The 17,146-nt window shown below is 60.2% G+C and carries 11 protein-coding genes; 8 read left to right on the top strand and 3 right to left on the bottom strand.

Annotation, left to right across the window (positions count from 1 at the left end; all coding sequences use genetic code 11):
- Window positions 1-110 precede the first annotated feature (110 nt).
- The 3 genes from F6R97_RS12135 to aceE form a co-directional block, all read right to left on the bottom strand.
- Window positions 111-1,508: an alkaline phosphatase D family protein gene (locus F6R97_RS12135; RefSeq protein WP_315866601.1), complete on the bottom strand. Its 1,398-nt coding sequence runs from the start codon at window positions 1,506-1,508 to the stop codon at window positions 111-113.
- Between the two features lie 283 nt (window positions 1,509-1,791).
- Window positions 1,792-3,744 (bottom strand): dihydrolipoyllysine-residue acetyltransferase, encoded by a 1,953-nt coding sequence (aceF, locus tag F6R97_RS12130; RefSeq protein WP_315866600.1) that lies wholly within the window; start codon window positions 3,742-3,744, stop codon window positions 1,792-1,794.
- Window positions 3,745-3,755: 11 nt separating this feature from the next.
- Complete coding sequence (gene aceE / locus F6R97_RS12125) at window positions 3,756-6,401, bottom strand: pyruvate dehydrogenase (acetyl-transferring), homodimeric type (RefSeq protein ID WP_048396113.1); 2,646 nt, start codon at window positions 6,399-6,401, stop codon at window positions 3,756-3,758.
- A gap of 384 nt (window positions 6,402-6,785) precedes the next feature.
- Between aceE and glnE the strand changes: the two genes are divergently transcribed.
- The 8 genes from glnE to F6R97_RS12085 all read left to right on the top strand — a co-directional run bounded on the left by glnE (window position 6,786) and on the right by F6R97_RS12085 (window position 17,030).
- A complete protein-coding gene (gene glnE / locus F6R97_RS12120) occupies window positions 6,786-9,725 on the top strand; it encodes a bifunctional [glutamate--ammonia ligase]-adenylyl-L-tyrosine phosphorylase/[glutamate--ammonia-ligase] adenylyltransferase (protein WP_315866599.1) in 2,940 nt (979 codons plus the stop codon).
- A 346-nt stretch (window positions 9,726-10,071) separates the two neighbouring features.
- Window positions 10,072-11,106 (top strand): lipopolysaccharide heptosyltransferase II, encoded by a 1,035-nt coding sequence (gene waaF / locus F6R97_RS12115; RefSeq protein WP_038978660.1) that lies wholly within the window; start codon window positions 10,072-10,074, stop codon window positions 11,104-11,106.
- A gap of 1 nt (window position 11,107) precedes the next feature.
- The gene (waaC, locus tag F6R97_RS12110) at window positions 11,108-12,169 is read left to right on the top strand and encodes a lipopolysaccharide heptosyltransferase I (protein WP_038978661.1); all 1,062 of its coding nucleotides are present in this window, start codon (window positions 11,108-11,110) and stop codon (window positions 12,167-12,169) included.
- Window positions 12,169-13,290, top strand: coding sequence for a glycosyltransferase family 4 protein (locus F6R97_RS12105; RefSeq protein WP_038978662.1), 1,122 nt, complete (start codon window positions 12,169-12,171; stop codon window positions 13,288-13,290). Before waaC ends, F6R97_RS12105 begins: the two co-directional genes overlap by 1 nt.
- On the top strand, window positions 13,290-14,096 hold the full coding sequence (gene rfaP / locus F6R97_RS12100) for a lipopolysaccharide core heptose(I) kinase RfaP (protein WP_007902532.1): 807 nt from the start codon (window positions 13,290-13,292) through the stop codon (window positions 14,094-14,096). The genes F6R97_RS12105 and rfaP overlap by 1 nt, the downstream gene beginning before the upstream one ends.
- On the top strand, window positions 14,096-14,830 hold the full coding sequence (locus F6R97_RS12095; protein WP_038978663.1) for a lipopolysaccharide kinase InaA family protein: 735 nt from the start codon (window positions 14,096-14,098) through the stop codon (window positions 14,828-14,830). The genes rfaP and F6R97_RS12095 overlap by 1 nt, the downstream gene beginning before the upstream one ends.
- Window positions 14,827-15,579, top strand: a complete 753-nt coding sequence (locus tag F6R97_RS12090; RefSeq protein WP_038978664.1) for a lipopolysaccharide kinase InaA family protein — start codon at window positions 14,827-14,829, stop codon at window positions 15,577-15,579. The genes F6R97_RS12095 and F6R97_RS12090 overlap by 4 nt, the downstream gene beginning before the upstream one ends.
- Complete coding sequence (locus tag F6R97_RS12085; protein WP_315866598.1) at window positions 15,579-17,030, top strand: lipopolysaccharide kinase InaA family protein; 1,452 nt, start codon at window positions 15,579-15,581, stop codon at window positions 17,028-17,030. The genes F6R97_RS12090 and F6R97_RS12085 overlap by 1 nt, the downstream gene beginning before the upstream one ends.
- Window positions 17,031-17,146 lie beyond the last annotated feature (116 nt).

Here is a 17,146-nt window from a genome sequence, read left to right as displayed (position 1 = left end):
AATATGTCGGCAGGCGTGAAGAATTCTCCAGCGAGGCGCCGAAAAGTAATGCAGTGAGTCAAAAAATCGCAGCCTTGTAGGAGCTGCCGAAGGCTGCGATCTTTTCGGGATCAACGCAATTTGATGCTGATCGACTGCAATGGCTTGCCATCCCGATCGTGATAATTGACGCGAACCTGTTCGGCATCGACGATCAGATGCGCGAAATTATCCTGGCTGATCACCTCACTGGTCAGCTCATGCCGATAATCTCCCGCGGCCGTTCGGGCCAACGCCTGGTCGAGGATGAAGGTCGATGCCTGGGCGTACGGCAGCAGTTTGCTGTTGCACAGCGGGGAAGACACGATGGTGTGAACTTCGAAGTCCGCTACCTCACTGTGAGTCAGGCGACTGGTCAGCGAGCCGTGGACATCACCGGAAATGAACAAGACGTTCTTGATGCGGTGCGTACGAATCGTCTCCAGCAGCCGCAGTCGTTGTTCCGGGAAGGCTTTCCAGGCGTCATCACCATGAAGCTTGCGGTCGGGGTAGAACATGACGCTGGTGACCACGAATTTGACCCGGGCCGTGCTGTTGATCAGCCATTTGAGCAGTGCCTGTTCCTGTTCTTCATCAAGGATGCGCCGGTCGCTGGCCGACAGATTGCGTCGGGTTCGGCTATCGGTGATAAACCATTCGATATCGCCCTCGGTGAATTGATACCAATAGTGCGGCAGCCACGCTCTGTTGACTTGCCCGTTGGCAAGCAGTTCATGTACGGGGCTGTGGCTGACTTGATAGTGTTCATACGCCGCCATGGCATTTCGGTATAAGTGAACATCGCTCTTATTTGCATTGGCGGGCCAGTTATCTTCAATTTCATGGTCATCGAGGATCATGTAAGTCGGCATGCCGGACATTAACTTCGAGATGTGCGGCTGAGAAAAAGCCGTGCGGTATTTGCTGAGGATGTCCTTGTATTCCCGGTCGGGGGCCACGAGGTTCAGGTCATCGACGTAGATTTGATCGCCCGTCATCAGCATGGCGCTGATAGGCGGCTCGGCGCGCTCCGCCAGGCTTGTGATCGAGGCAAAGATCCGGTCGCCCAAATGCGGGGCCGAGGCAATGCCGGCGGTCATTCGCAGGTAACGACATGAGCCGACGATATAAGCCCGTGGCGTGGTGGTTTTGCTGGACTGCGTGCGAAAGCGATAGATCTCCCGCGGCCATTGCAGTGGCAGTTCCTGAATCGTCTCCACGGTATGCACCGGGCTCATGGGACTGAACCAACCTGCCTGATATTCATAGTCGGTATCGATGGCAAGATCGTTGAGTGCAATCACATCGGACATGTCGCGCAAGATTGTCAGATTTGCAAATACGCCTTTGGACCAGTGTTCCTCACCGACGCGTCGATAACGGATGCCTGCAAATACCAAGGCATCATTTTGTAATTCGCCGCGCAAGAAAATGCGCGCATGGTTAGTTGTGGTATGGCCAATAATCGGGCCGACAGTCGGTTTGAACATGTTCGAATCCATTCGAAGTAATGCTAACTAAGCAGATTAAGTTGTCGAAGTTTCTATTAGAAATTCTCCGAACTAAGACTAGTTATTGGCTCGCAAAAAATATCGGGCGGAAGTGGACTCGAGTTGTAGGCGGTGTAAGCCTTGAATGTAGGAATAAGGCGCAGAGGAGGGCTTTCTTCAGGGCAAAAAAAGCCCCGCCAAATTGGCGGGGTTGAGGTACGAGCGTGGCGCTCGGAAAACATGGAACGCGACAGGCCCTCCGGTGAAGGAGGGCCGGCCGGTGTTACAGCAGGATGGTGCGGATGTCCGCCAGCAGGTCGCTCAGACGCTTGGTGAAGCGTGCAGCAGCGGCGCCGTTGATCACACGGTGATCGTAGGACAGCGACAGCGGCAGCATCAGTTTCGGCTGGAAGGCTTTGCCGTCCCAGACTGGCTGGATGGTTGCCTTGGAAACACCGAGGATCGCCACTTCCGGCGCGTTGACGATCGGCGTGAAGCCGGTGCCGCCAATGTGGCCGAGGCTGGAAATGGTGAAGCAGGCGCCTTGCATGTCGTCAGCGGTGAGCTTTTTGTCGCGGGCTTTGGCAGCCAGCGCAGCGGCTTCGGCGGCCAATTGCAACAGGCTCTTCTGGTCGACGTTCTTGATGACCGGTACCAGCAGGCCTTCAGGGGTGTCGACCGCGAAGCCGATGTTCACGTACTTCTTGCGGATGATCGCCTTGCCGCTAGGTGCCAGCGAACTGTTGAAGTCCGGCAGTTCCTTGAGCAGGTGCGCGCAGGATTTGAGCAGCAGCGGCAGGATGGTCAGCTTGACGCCAGCCTTCTCTGCAACGGCTTTCTGAGCGTTACGGAACGCTTCCAGGTCGGTGATATCAGCCGAATCGAACTGAGTCACGTGTGGAATGTTCAACCAGCTGCGGTGCAGGCTCGACGCGCCGATTTGCATCAGGCGAGTCATCGGCACTTCTTCGGTTTCACCGAAGCGGCTGAAGTCCACGACCGGAATCGGCGGGATGCCCGCGCCGCCGGTTGCGCCGCCAGCGGCCGGTGCTTCCTTGGCCTTCTGCATCATGGCTTTGACGTAAACCTGCACGTCTTCTTTCAGGATGCGACCGTGCGGACCGCTGGCGCCAACGGCGTTCAGCTCGACGCCGAATTCACGGGCCAGTTGACGCACCGCAGGACCTGCGTGAACTTTCGCGCCCGGCTTGGCAGGAGCAGCAACTGGAGCGGCAGCAGCAGGCGCAGCCGGAGCAGCAGCGACTGGAGCAGGAGCGCTTGGTGCGGCTGCGGCAGGTGCTGGAGCAGCAGCAGGTGCCGCGCCTTTGACTTTCAGCTTCAGGATCAGGTCGCCGGTACCGACTTCGTCATCCAGCTTGATGGAAACACTTTCCACCACGCCAGCGGCAGGCGATGGAATTTCCATGCTCGCCTTGTCGGATTCCAGGGTGATCAGCGACTGGTCGGCGACGACGGTGTCGCCAGCCTTGACCAGTACTTCGATGATCTTGGCCTTGCCCGCCGAACCGATGTCCGGGACATGAATGTCCTGAACCGTGTCGGCAACCGGAGCCGCCGGAGCCGCAGCGGCTGGCGCCGGAGCAGCGGCAGCAGGCGCAGCAGCCTGGGCTGGCGCGGCCGCGGCCGGTGCAGCAGCACCCGCCACTTCCAGGTCCAGAATCAGGTCGCCGGTGCCGACTTCGTCGTTGAGCTTGACGCTGATGGCCTTGACCACGCCAGCGGCAGGCGATGGAATTTCCATGCTTGCCTTGTCGGATTCCAGGGTGATCAGCGATTGATCAGCCGCGACGGTGTCGCCAACCTTGACCTGGATCTCGATGATCTGGGCCTTGCCCGACGAACCGATGTCCGGCACGTGTACTTGCTGAACGCTGGCAGCAGCAGGCGCGGCAGCTGGAGCGGCTGGCGCTTTCGCGGCAGCAGGCGCAGCTTCGGCCTTGGCAGCCGGCGCAGCGGCAGCCGCAGGGGCTGCAGCAGCGGCACCTTCGACTTCCAGCTCCAGCAGTTCATCGCCTTCTTTCAGGCGATCGCCCAGCTTCACTTTCAGGCTCTTGATGATGCCAGCCTTCGGCGCAGGCACTTCCATGCTCGCCTTGTCCGACTCAAGTGTCAGGATGCTCTGGTCGGCTTCGATACGGTCGCCGACCTTCACAAACAATTCAATTACTTCACCTTCACCGCTGCCGATGTCAGGTACGCGAATGAGTTCGCTCACAGAGTGTCTCCTCAGCAGTCCAGTGGGTTGCGTTTTTCCGGGTTGATGCCGAACTTGGCGATGGCTTCAGACACCACCTTAGGTTCGATATCACCACGGTCAGCCAAAGCTTCCAGGGCTGCCAACACCACGAAATGACGGTCGACTTCGAAGAAGTGACGCAGCTTCTTGCGGCTGTCACTACGGCCGAAACCATCGGTGCCCAGGACTTTGAATTCCTTGGACGGGACCCACTGACGAATTTGCTCAGCGAACAGCTTCATGTAGTCGGTAGAGGCGATGACCGGACCTTTACGGCCGTTCAGGCACTCTTCGACGTAGCTCAGTTTAGGCTTCTGGCCCGGGTGCAGACGGTTGCTGCGCTCGACGGCCAGGCCATCGCGACGCAGTTCGTTGAAGCTGGTAACGCTCCACACGTCAGCGCCGACGTTGAACTCTTCACGCAGGATCTTCGCCGCTTCACGGACTTCACGCAGGATGGTGCCGGAGCCCATCAGCTGAACGTGGTGCGCCGCTTCGCGGGTGTCTTCCTCGAGCAGGTACATGCCCTTGATGATGCCTTCCTCGACACCGGCCGGCATGGCGGGTTGCTGGTAGGACTCGTTCATCACGGTGATGTAGTAGAAAACGTCCTGCTGCTCTTCGGTCATCTTCTTCATGCCGTCCTGGATGATCACCGCCAGCTCATAGCCGTAGGTTGGATCAAAGGTGCGGCAGTTCGGGATGGTGGCAGCCAGGATGTGGCTGTGACCGTCTTCGTGTTGCAGGCCTTCGCCGTTCAGTGTAGTCCGGCCGGCGGTGCCGCCGATCAGGAAGCCACGGGTGCGGCTGTCGCCAGCGGCCCAGGCCAGGTCGCCGATACGCTGGAAGCCGAACATCGAGTAGAAGATGTAGAACGGCAGCATTGGCTGGTTGTGGCTGGAGTACGAAGTACCGGCAGCGATGAAGGAGCTCATGGCGCCCGCTTCGTTGATGCCTTCTTCGAGGATCTGGCCCTTCTTGTCTTCTTTGTAGAACATCACCTGGTCTTTATCGACTGGCTCGTAGAGCTGGCCGACGGAGGAGTAGATGCCCAACTGACGGAACATGCCTTCCATACCGAAGGTACGGGCTTCATCCGGGATGATCGGAACGATGCGCGAACCGATTTCCTTGTCCTTGACCAGCTGAGCGAGGATCCGCACGAAGGCCATGGTGGTGGAAATTTCACGGTCGCCCGAGCCGTCCAGGATTGCCTTGAGGGTATCGAGCGGTGGCGTCGGGATGTCGAAGCTTTTGGCGCGGCGCTGTGGCACGAAACCGCCCAGTGCAGTGCGGCGCTCGCTCAGGTAACGGGCTTCAGCGCTGTTGGGTTCCGGTTTGAAGAACGGCAGGTTTTCCAGCTCTTCGTCTTTGACCGGAATGTCGAAGCGATCACGGAACAACTTCAGGCTGTCGACATCGACTTTCTTGGTGTTGTGCGCAGTGTTTTTCGCTTCGCCGGCACCGGTGCCATAACCCTTGATGGTTTTGGCCAGGATGACGGTCGGTTGTTCTTTGTGGTTGACCGCTTCGTGGTACGCCGCGTAGACCTTGTACGGGTCGTGGCCGCCACGGTTGAGTTTCCAGATCTCGTCGTCGGACAGATCAGCAACCATCGCCTTGAGTTCTGGCGAGTTGAAGAAGTGTTCACGCACGAACGCGCCGTCTTTGGCTTTGTAGTTCTGGTACTCGCCGTCGATGACTTCGTCCATGCGACGTTGCAGGATACCGTCGACGTCTTTGGCCAGCAGTGGGTCCCAGAAACGGCCCCAGATGACTTTGGTCACGTTCCACTGAGCGCCGCGGAACACGCCTTCGAGTTCCTGGATGATCTTGCCGTTGCCGCGAACCGGGCCATCAAGGCGCTGCAGGTTGCAGTTGATAACGAAGATCAGGTTGTCGAGCTTCTCGCGGCCAGCCAGCGAGATGGCGCCCAGGGATTCCGGTTCGTCGCACTCGCCGTCGCCCAGGAAGCACCAGACTTTTTGCTTGCCTTCCGGAATGAAGCCACGGGCTTCCAGGTACTTCATGAAGCGTGCCTGGTAGATCGCCTGGATCGGGCCCAGACCCATGGATACCGTCGGGAACTGCCAGAAATCAGGCATCAGCCAAGGGTGCGGGTAGGACGACAGGCCCTGACCGTCCACTTCCTGGCGGAAGTTGTTCATCTGGTCTTCGGTGATGCGGCCTTCCATGAATGCGCGGGCGTAAACGCCTGGCGAGGTGTGGCCCTGGAAGTAGATCAGGTCGCCGCCGTGCTCGTCGGTCGGGGCCTGGAAGAAGTAGTTGAAGCCGATGTCATACAGGGTCGCACTGGAAGCGAAGCTGGAGATGTGACCACCCAGGTCAGAATCTTTCAGGTTCGTACGCATTACCATGGCCATCGCGTTCCAGCGTACCAACGAGCGAATGCGGCGTTCCATGAACAGGTCGCCAGGCATGCGTGCTTCGTGGGTAACGGGGATCGTGTTGCGGTAAGGCGTGGTGATGGCGTAAGGGAGCTGCGAGCCGCTACGGGTCGCGAGTTCGCCCATACGGGTCATCAGATAGTGAGCACGGTCTTCGCCTTCTTTGTCGAGAACCGATTCCAGGGCGTCCAGCCATTCCTGGGTTTCGACGGGATCGAGGTCTTGCATGGCTTGCTCCAGGGCGGAAAGGCTTCCAGAATCGGTTGCCTGAGTTTGCGACTGGCCTTGTGGGCAGACGATATAAATTCTTGGATTGCCGAGAGGTATGTTCCGGCGGCGTGTAGTTTTACTACAAATCATCGGGCATTTCAGCCTTTCGAATGTATAGACGAGTAGTAAAACTACAGAAGATCGGCTTGTGGCCTCCGGCTGCGTTGTGAGAATAATCGTTAAGGTTGGTCTTTTGCCAACCAGAAAAGGTGAAAGCTTGATGGTCGCTGCCAAAAATAAAGAAATTTCAGCTATTTCTAACCTTTGTTCGACAGTCAGTCACGTAGTGTGTTTTCAAGAATCACTACATGCAGCCCTTCACACGCCGATCAAGGATAGACCATGAGCCTCCCTTCGCTTGTCGAACTGCCCGGCGTTCTCCTGCCGTTTGTCACCCGTGCCGAGCAGTCGTTCCGTACGGCTGTCGGGCTTTTTCCCGACGATCATGGCCTGTCTGCCTGGACGCCTGAGCGCTGGGCGCAATTTGCCCGTGTCACTGCTGCCAGCGACTTTGTGATTGAACAGAGTCTGCGTGACCCTTTGATGTTGCTGGAGCTGGTGCAGTCTGGCGAACTGGACCGCGCCTTTGCGCCGGGCGAGTTGTGCGCACAGATTGCGACGGCGGTGAGCACCGCCGAAACCGACGACCAGCTTGGCCGCGCCCTGCGTCGCCAGCGCGCCCGCCAGCAAGTGCGGATTATCTGGCGCGACCTGACTCGCCAGGCCGATCTGATCCAGAGCTGTCGCGACCTCTCGGACATGGCCGATGCCTGCATCGATCAGGCCTATCAGTGGTTGTATCAGCGCCATTGCCAACAGTTCGGCACGCCCACCGGGCGACGTAGCGGCGAGCCGCAGCAGATGGTCATCCTCGGCATGGGCAAGCTCGGCGCCGTGGAGCTGAATCTGTCGTCGGACATCGACTTGATTTTCGCCTACCCCGAGGGCGGCGAAACCGTCGGCGTGAAACGGTCGCTGGATAACCAGGAATTTTTCATTCGTCTCGGCCAGCGTCTTATCAAGGCGCTGGACCCGATGACCGTCGACGGTTTCGTGTTCCGCGTCGACATGCGCTTGCGGCCTTACGGCTCGTCCGGCGCGCTGGTGCTGAGCTTTAATGCACTGGAGCAGTATTACCAGGATCAGGGGCGCGACTGGGAGCGCTACGCGATGATCAAGTCGCGCGTGGTGGCCGGCGATCAAGTGGCGGGCGCGCAACTGCAAGAGATGCTGCGACCGTTCGTTTACCGGCGTTACCTGGACTTTTCGGCCATCGAAGCGCTGCGCACGATGAAGCAGCTGATTCAGCAGGAAGTCCGGCGCAAGGGCATGGCGGACAACATCAAACTCGGTTCCGGCGGCATTCGTGAAGTCGAATTTATCGCCCAGGCCTTCCAGCTGATTCACGGTGGCCGCGACCTGAGCCTGCAGCAGCGTCCTCTATTAAAAGTACTGAGCACCCTCGAAGGTCAGGGTTACCTGCCGGCGGCGGTGGTCAGCGAATTGCGCGAAGCCTACGAATTTCTGCGTTACACCGAACACGCGATTCAGGCGATTGCCGACCGTCAGACCCAGATGCTGCCGGATGGTGAACAGGATCAGGCGCGCATTGCCTTTATGCTCGGCTTTGCCAACTGGACGGCATTCCACGAACAGCTGATGTACTGGCGTGGCCGGGTGGCCTGGCACTTTGCTCAGGTGATCGCCGATCCCGATGAAGAGGCCGGCACCGAGAGCGAAGTGGTGGTTGGCGGCGAATGGCTGCCGCTGTGGGAAGAAGCCCAGGACGAGGAGGCCGCCTGCCGTCAGCTGGAAGAAGGCGGTTTCGCCGACGCCTCCAAAGCGCTGAAAGCCTTGGCCAGCCTGCGCGGCAGTCCACAATTGCGCGCCATGCAGCGCCTGGGGCGTGAACGCCTCGATGCTTTTATTCCGCGTTTGCTGGCTCAGGCTGTGGAGCATGCCAATCCCGATCTGGTGTTGGAGCGGGTGCTACCGCTGGTGGAAGCCGTGGCGCGTCGTTCCGCCTATCTGGTGTTGTTGACCGAGAACCCCGGCGCCCTGCGCCGCTTGCTGACGTTGTGCGCCGCAAGCCCGTGGATTGCCGAACAGATCACGCGCTTTCCGTTACTGCTCGACGAATTGCTCAACGAGGGTCGATTGTTCAAGCCGCCGCTGGCGCCGGAACTGGCGGCCGAGTTGCGCGAGCGTCTGACGCGGATTCCCGAAGACGACCTCGAACAACAAATGGAAGCCCTGCGGCATTTCAAACTGGCGCACCGCTTGCGCGTCGCCGCCTCGGAAATCGCCGGCAGCCTGCCCTTGATGAAGGTCAGTGATTACCTGACCTGGCTTGCCGAAGCGATCCTCGAACAAGTTCTGGCCCTGGCCTGGCGCCAGACGGTGGCCAAGTACGGTACGCCGCTGCGCACCGACGGCAGCGTGTGCGACCCTGGTTTCATCATTGTCGGTTACGGGAAAGTCGGTGGTCTGGAATTGGGGCACAGTTCGGACCTGGATCTGGTGTTCATCCACGACGGCGATCCGCAGGCGGAAACCGACGGGCCGAAGCCTATCGACGGCGCACAGTTTTTTACCCGGCTCGGGCAGCGCATCATTCATTTGCTGACGGCGCAGACCAACTCCGGCCAGCTGTATGAAGTGGACATGCGCCTGCGGCCGTCCGGCGCATCCGGTTTGCTGGTGAGCTCCCTGGGGGCGTTTGCCCGGTATCAGGAAAACGAAGCCTGGACCTGGGAACATCAGGCGCTGGTGCGGGCGCGGGTACTGGTGGGCAGCCAGGATGTCGGCCAGGCATTCGAGAAGGTTCGCGCGGCGATATTGGCCAAGCCGCGGGACCTGCCGACCTTGCGCCAGGAGGTCAGCGAGATGCGCGCCAAGATGCGCGATAATCTGGGCAGCAAGAGCACTGCGGCGGGCACGGCGGCAAATGCCTTCGAGGCCACGGCGCCGTTCGATCTCAAGCAGGACGCCGGAGGTATCGTCGATATTGAATTTATGGTGCAATACGCGGCTCTGGCATGGTCGCAAGCGCATCCGTCATTGCTGCGCTATACCGACAATATCCGCATTCTGGAAGGGTTGGAGGAGGTCGGGCTGATGCCCGCCGAAGATGCCAGCCTGTTGCGTGAAGCCTATAAGGCCTACCGCTCCGCCGCTCACCGGGAGGCCTTGCAGAAGGACGCCGGTGTGATACCGGGCGACCAGTTCGTGGATGAACGACGGCAGGTAATGCAGATCTGGCGCGAGCTGGGGTTAAGCTGAAACGGGATATTTGTAACATCTGATACCCAATGTGGGAGCGGGCTTGTGGTGAGGGGGCTTGCCCCCGTTTGAGTGCGTAGCACTCACAAGATCTTTGGCATATCAGAGATTTTTGGGGCTGCTTCGCAACCCAACGGGGGCAAGCCCCCTCGCCACAGGTCGCTCCCACACTGGATCTGCAGTGTCTGGTAGATTGAGGCAGCTAAGCTGCATCGCATGGATGTGCACAAAATTGATCCGACGAGCCCCAATCGGCTCGTCCAAATGACCTGACGGTTCACCCCGAAGGTGCTGGATTCTCGAGGCGGGGAGGCGTATGCCTCCCCGGCTCGTTTTTGGAAACCACATGAAAATTCTGATCGTTGGGCCCAGTTGGGTCGGTGACATGGTGATGGCGCAGACACTTTTTCAGTGTCTCAAACAACGCCACCCGCAGTGCGAAATCGACGTGCTGGCCCCCGAGTGGAGCCGGCCGATCCTCGAACGCATGCCTGAAGTACGTCAGGCCTTGAGCTTCCCGCTCGGCCACGGCGTGCTGGAGCTGGCGACGCGTCGGCGCATCGGTAAATCCCTGGCCGGCCAGTACGACCAGGCCATCCTGCTGCCCAATTCCCTGAAGTCGGCACTGGTACCGTTTTTTGCCGGTATCCCGAAACGCACCGGCTGGCGTGGCGAATTCCGCTACGGCCTGCTCAATGACGTGCGCACGCTCGACAAAGAGCGTTACCCGCTGATGATCGAGCGTTTCATGGCCCTGGCCTTTGAGCCCGGTGTCGACTTGCCGAAGCCGTATCCACGGCCGAGCCTGCAGATCGACCCGGTGACCCGCGACGGCGCACTGGCCAAATTCAGTTTGGCTCTCGACCGTCCGGTGTTGGCGCTGTGCCCCGGCGCCGAGTTCGGTGAGTCCAAGCGCTGGCCGTCGGAGCACTACGCCAAGGTCGCCGAAGCGAAGATCCGTGAAGGCTGGCAGGTCTGGCTGTTCGGCTCGAAAAACGATCACGCGGTGGGCGAAGACATTCGCGCGCGGCTGATTCCGGGTCTGCGTGAAGAGTCGGTGAACCTCAGTGGCGACACATCCCTGGCCGAGGCCATCGATCTGCTGTCCTGCGCTGACGCGGTGGTCTCCAACGACTCCGGCCTGATGCACGTGGCCGCTGCGCTGAACCGCCCGTTGGTGGCGGTGTACGGCTCGACGTCGCCGGGTTTTACGCCACCGTTGGCCGAGCACGTCGAGATCGTGCGCCTGGGCATCGAATGCAGTCCGTGCTTCGATCGCACCTGCCGTTTCGGTCATTACAATTGCTTGCGCCAGCTCATGCCGAAAGCGGTGAACGAAGCCTTGCAGCGGTTGCTGGGCACTGTGGTCGAGGTCAAATAGTTTGCGGGTACTGTTGATCAAGACTTCTTCGCTGGGCGACGTGATTCACGCGTTGCCAGCGTTGACCGACGCGGCGCGGGCGATCCCCGGCATCACGTTCGACTGGGTGGTGGAAGAAGGCTTTGCCGAGATTCCGACCTGGCACCCTGCCGTGGGTAAGGTGATTCCGGTGGCGATCCGTCGCTGGCGCAAGAACATCTGGCAGACCATCAAGAGTGGCGAGTGGAAGCGCTTCAAACAGAGCATTCGCGCGACCAAATATGACTTGGTGATCGATGCCCAGGGCCTGCTGAAAAGCGCGTTGCTGACTCGCTACGCCAAAGCCCCGGTGGCTGGGCTGGACAAGAACTCGGCCCGCGAACCGATCGCCGCGCGTTTCTACTCCCGACGTCTGGCCGTGGCCCGTGGGCAACACGCGGTAGAGCGAGTGCGTCAGCTGTTCGCGGTGGCCCTGGGTTACGACCTGCCCAAAGGGCTGGGCGAATACGGCCTGAACATCGAGCGACTGGTGGAGTTGCCGCGCAAGAATCCGTACGTGGTGTTTCTCCATGGCACCACTTGGGACACCAAGCATTGGCCCGAAGCCTACTGGCGCGAACTGGCCGAGCGGGTGGGTTACCTCGGCGTGGCAGTGAAGCTGCCGTGGGGTAATCCGATCGAAAAGTCCCGCGCCGAGCGCATCGCCAAAGACATGCGACACGTCGAAGTGCTGCCCAAGCTGAACCTGGCGGGTGTCGGTAAAGTTCTGGCCGGGGCGCAAGCCTGCGTAGCGGTGGACACCGGTCTCGGTCACCTCGCTGCGGCGCTGGACGTGCCAACCCTGTCGCTGTTCGGCCCGACCAACCCGGGCCTGACTGGCGCGTACGGCAAGTCGCAGATTCACATGGCCAGCGACTTTCCTTGCGCGCCGTGCCTGCAAAAGAAATGCACCTATCAACCGACGGCCGACGATGCCCGTCGGTTCGACCTGAAACGCGAGTGGCCCCTGTGCTTCACGCGTCTGAATCCCGAGCGTGTCGCGAGCCGACTGAGCACGTTGTTACTGGCTGAGGAGCTGCGCTGATGCAATTGGCATTTGTCCTGTACAAGTACTTTCCCTTTGGCGGTTTGCAGCGCGATTTCATGCGCATCGCCCTGGAATGTCAGCAGCGCGGCCACCAGATTCGCGTCTACACGCTGATCTGGGAAGGCGACATTCCGCCGGGCTTCGAAGTGCTGGTGGCACCGGTGAAGGCGTTCTTCAATCATCGGCGCAACGAGAAGCTCACCGAGTGGATGGAGGCCGATCTGGCCAAGCGCCCGGTGGACCGCCTGATCGGTTTCAATAAGATGCCGGGCCTGGACGTTTACTACGCCGCCGACGGCTGCTTCGAAGACAAGGCGCAGAACCTGCGCAACTCGCTGTACCGTCGTTGGGGCCGCTACCGGCACTTCGCAGAGTACGAGCGCGCGGTGTTCGCCAAGGACGCGAAAACCGAAGTGCTGATGATTTCCGAAGTCCAGCAGCCGCTGTTCATCAAGCATTACGACACGCCAATCGAACGTTTCCATCTGCTGCCACCGGGCATCGCCCAGGACCGTCGTCGCCCGGCGAACGCGGATGACATTCGAGCCGGGTTCCGCGCCGAATTCAACCTGAAGGACGATGAACTGCTGCTGGTGCAAATCGGCTCCGGGTTCAAGACCAAAGGCGTGGACCGCAGCCTCAAGGCCTTGGCCGCCTTGCCCGCCGAGCTGAAAAAGCGCACCCGGCTGTTTGTAATTGGCCAGGACGACCCCAAAGTATTCCAGTTGCAGAGCGCCACATTGGGGCTCGGCGACAACGTGCAGTTCCTCAAGGGCCGCAGCGATATCCCGCGTTTCCTGCTCGGTGCCGATTTGTTGATCCACCCGGCGTACAACGAAAACACCGGCACGGTGCTGCTTGAAGCCGTGGTGGCTGGCTTGCCGGTGCTGGTGAGCGCGGTGTGCGGCTATGCCCATTACATCGCCGAGGCCGACGCCGGTCTGGTGCTGGACGAGCCCTTCGATCAGGCGCAACTGACGCAGTACCTGACCGGCATGTTGAATGACGCAAATGCACGGGCGGCCTGGAGCCGCAACGGTCTGGCTTTCGCCGAGACGGCCGACCTCTACAGCATGCCGCAGCACGCGGCCGATGTGATTCTGGCGGAGCACGCTTAATGAAGTTGATGCTGGCTGAACCGTTCAAGAGCCTCTGGGCCGGACGCGATCCGTTCGCCGAAGTCGAGGGCCTCAAGGGCGAGGTGTACCGCGAGCTTGAAGCGCGCCGGACACTGCGTACTGAAGTGGACGGCCACGGGTTCTTCGTGAAAATCCACCGTGGCATCGGCTGGGGCGAGATCTTCAAGAACCTGCTGACCGCCAAGCTGCCAGTGCTTGGCGCGGGCCAGGAGTGGAAGGCCATTCAGCGCCTGCAAGAAGTCGGCGTGCCGACCATGACCGCTGTGGCTTACGGCGAAAAGGGCAGCAACCCGGCGGATCAGCATTCGTTTATCGTCACGCAAGAGCTGGCGCCCACCGTCAGCCTCGAAGATTTCAGCATCGACTGGGTCAAGCAGCCGCCCGAGCCAAAACTCAAGCGCGCCTTGATCGCCGAAGTCGCGCGCATGACCGGCATGATGCACCGCGCCGGGGTCAACCACCGCGACTGCTACATCTGCCACTTCCTGCTGCACACCGACAAACCGGTGACAGCCGACGACTTCAAGCTGTCGGTGATCGATCTGCACCGTGCTCAGACCCGTCCGACGATTACCCAACGCTGGCGCAACAAGGACCTGGCGGCGCTGTATTTTTCGGCGCTCGACATTGGCCTGACCCGTCGCGACAAATTGCGTTTCCTCAAGGGTTATTTCCAGCAGCCGCTGCGCCAGATTCTGGCTGAAGAAGCGGGGCTGCTGGCATGGCTCGAAGGCAAGGCCAACAAGCTCTACGAGCGTAAGCAGCGATACGGGGATGCGCTCTGATGTCGGGTTGGACACTGGAACCTGCTTACAGCGATCTGGCAGAAGACTTCGGCAGTCTTGACGCGGTGTTCGCGCTCGAGGGCGAGCGGCTGACCCGCGATCCACTGTCCGAGGTCATTCGCGTCCAGCGCAATGGCGTCAACTATTACGTCAAGCGCTACGTCGGCGCCGGCAAAGGCCTGCGCCGTTATCTGGGCAAGCCGCGGGTGAAAGCCGAATGGCAGAACCTCAAGCGTTTCGCCAAGTGGGGCATTCCTACCGCCGAAGTAGTGGCCTGGGGGCTGGAGCGGCGCGGCGCGGCATACGATCGCGGGGCGATGATCACGCGCGAGCTGCCCAATACCGAAGACTTGTCGGCTCTGGCAGGTCGGCATGATCCGAAGCTGGCGGACCGCGCCTGGGTCGACAACATCAGTCGGCAGCTGGCGGGCTATACCCGGACCATGCACGACCACCGTTTTACCCATAACGATTTGAAGTGGCGCAACCTGCTGATCGACGATGAGCCCCGGCTATTTTTGATCGACTGCCCCAACGGTAATTTCTGGCGCGGCTTCTGGCTCAAATACCGGATCACCAAAGACCTGGCTTGTCTGGACAAAGTGGCCAAATATCACCTGTCGGCCACCCAGCGTCTGCGCTTTTACATGCAATACCGCCAATGCACCCGGCTCAATACCGCCGACAAGAAACGGATTCGGCACGTGGTGAGATTTTTCGAGGGACGCGAATGACTGATTTTCTGGCTGCTGAAGACCGCGCGCTGCTTGAGCGTCATGGCCTCGGCACCTTCGACGCGCTCTGGGCCAAACAGCTCGAGGCGGTGGATGAGCCCAATACCGCTGGTGATGGCTGGAGCAGTGTGTTTCGGCTGGAGCTGGAAGGTCATGGCTACTACCTCAAACGCCAGAGCAACTACCTGACGCGCACATGGCATTCACCGTTTGGCGAGCCAAGTTTTGCCCGTGAGTTTCGCAACATCAGTCGTTATCAGAAGCTGGGTGTTCCTGCGTTGCAGGCGGCGTTCTTCGGTGAGCGCAAAGTCGACGGCGAAGTCCGGGCAATTCTGCTGACCCGCGCGCTGGACGGTTGGGATGATCTGGATTCACTGTTGCAGCGCTGGTCCGACCTGAGCACGGTGCAGCACTCGGCGATTCTGAAAGCCTGTGGGCAACTGGCGCGACGCCTGCACGAGGTTCGTCAACTCCACGGTTGCTTCTATCCCAAGCATATTTTTCTGCGGGCCACCGGTGACGGTTATCAGGCTCAGTTGATCGATCTGGAAAAAACCCGGCCATTGCTGTTTGGCCAACGTGATCGGGTCAAGGACCTGGAACCGTTGCTGCGTCGGGCGCCGGAATGGAGCGAAAGTCAGCTGCGCGAGTTGTTGGCGGTTTATCTGGATCAGCCATTGAACAGCTCGCTGGTGGACAGTTGGGTATCGCGCCTGAGTGCGCGGCGCAGTCACAAGGAGGCGCGTTAATGCGTTTGTCCGAACTGAAAAACGCCGGCCGCAGCCCGAGCCTGCCGCTGAACATTCCACTGGCCGATGCTGCGGGGCCTGCGGAGTTACAACTGCTAAGTCTGCTGCGAGTGCTGCCAGGCCAGCGTTATGTGGGCGCCGGCGTCTGGCGCGGCCGGCCGGTGCTGGCCAAGTTGCTGGTCGGTGGCAAAGCGGCGCGGCATTTCCAACGTGAACTGGACGGCGTGCGTTTGCTCGCCGCTCAGGGGCTGACTACGCCATTGTTATTGGCTGATGGCCTGAAGGACGGCGAAGGCGGCTGGTTGTTGTTCGATTTCCTTGAGGGCGCCGAGAGCCTGGGAGATGCCTGGAAACAGGTCGAACACTTGCCCGTGTTGGCGGATGAGCAATCAGCGGTGCTGGCCGAGGCGTTGGGCGCGATTGGGCAATTGCACAGCAAAGGCCTGTGGCAGGAAGACTTGCACCTGGACAACCTGTTGCGCCATGGCGGTCAGTTGTATTTGATCGATGGCGCCGGGATCTGTGCCGAGACGGCTGGCAAGCCACTGTCGCAGCAGAAGGTCCTGGAAAACCTCGGGGTGTTTTTCGCTCAGTTGCCCAAATCGCTGGAACCCTTCACCGAAGAATTGCTGGTGTATTACCTGCTGGGAAACGGCGAGCATGCCTTGCCCATGGAAGCGTTGCAGAAGCAAATCGACAAGGTCCGTCGCTGGCGCTTGAAGGATTTCCTGATCAAGGTCGGCCGCGAGTGCACGTTGTTCAGCGTCCAGCGCGGAGCGTTCGGCTTGCGGGCGATTCGCCGTGAGGAAGAGACGGCGATGCTGCCGGTGCTGGAGCAGGCCGATGCCTTGCTCGATCAAGGCCATCTGTACAAGACCGGCGGCGCGGCGAGCGTCGGCAAGGTCGAGGTGGCCGGGCGCACATTGGTGGTCAAACGCTACAACATCAAGGGCTTTGCCCACTGGCTCAAGCGTTTCTGGCGCCCGAGCCGTGCCTGGCACTCATGGCGTGAAGGCAATCGCCTGGAATTCCTGGGTATCGCCACGCCCAAGCCATTGGCGTTGCTGGAGACGCGTTTTCTCTGGCTGCGCAGCCGGGCGTACCTGGTGACCGAGTATTTGTCGGGGCCAGACATCATCGAGCGGTTTGCGCCGTACGTGGAAAGCGGCGAAGCGCCGCAAGCCGAGTTGCAGGCTCTGGATCACCTGTTCGCGGAGCTGATTCGCGAGCGGATCAGCCATGGCGATTTCAAGGGCCATAACCTGTTCTGGCAGCAGGATCGCTGGGCGCTGATTGATCTGGATTCGATGTGTCAGCATGGCTCGGTCAGTAGCTTTGCCCCAGCGTACGCGCGGGATCGGGCTCGGTTTATGCGTAACTGGCCCGAAAGCAGTGCGCTGTATCGGGTGATTGATCAGAGGTTGCCTAAAGATATCTCTAGCGCTGCCTGAATCGGGTCTTCGACCCTATCGCGGGCAAGCCCGCTCCCACAGTTTCAGTGGTATGCATAAGTTTTGTGTGCGGCGCCATCACTGTGGGAGCGGGCTTGCCCGCGATGGCGTCAGAT

The sequence above is a fragment of the Pseudomonas sp. JV414 genome, from assembly GCF_032424305.1.
GTDB classification, from domain to species: domain Bacteria; phylum Pseudomonadota; class Gammaproteobacteria; order Pseudomonadales; family Pseudomonadaceae; genus Aquipseudomonas; species Aquipseudomonas lini.
Note: the sequence above shows the minus strand (reverse complement) of the source record. Positions and strands in the feature narration are given on the sequence as shown.

Coding starts and splice junctions, on each gene's coding strand:
- F6R97_RS12135 (WP_315866601.1), bottom strand. CDS start 1,508: ATGTTCAAACCGACTGTCGGCCCGATTATTGGCCATACCACAACTAAC.
- aceE (WP_048396113.1), bottom strand. CDS start 6,401: ATGCAAGACCTCGATCCCGTCGAAACCCAGGAATGGCTGGACGCCCTG.
- glnE (WP_315866599.1), top strand. CDS start 6,786: ATGAGCCTCCCTTCGCTTGTCGAACTGCCCGGCGTTCTCCTGCCGTTT.
- waaF (WP_038978660.1), top strand. CDS start 10,072: ATGAAAATTCTGATCGTTGGGCCCAGTTGGGTCGGTGACATGGTGATG.
- F6R97_RS12105 (WP_038978662.1), top strand. CDS start 12,169: ATGCAATTGGCATTTGTCCTGTACAAGTACTTTCCCTTTGGCGGTTTG.
- rfaP (WP_007902532.1), top strand. CDS start 13,290: ATGAAGTTGATGCTGGCTGAACCGTTCAAGAGCCTCTGGGCCGGACGC.
- F6R97_RS12095 (WP_038978663.1), top strand. CDS start 14,096: ATGTCGGGTTGGACACTGGAACCTGCTTACAGCGATCTGGCAGAAGAC.
- F6R97_RS12090 (WP_038978664.1), top strand. CDS start 14,827: ATGACTGATTTTCTGGCTGCTGAAGACCGCGCGCTGCTTGAGCGTCAT.
- F6R97_RS12085 (WP_315866598.1), top strand. CDS start 15,579: ATGCGTTTGTCCGAACTGAAAAACGCCGGCCGCAGCCCGAGCCTGCCG.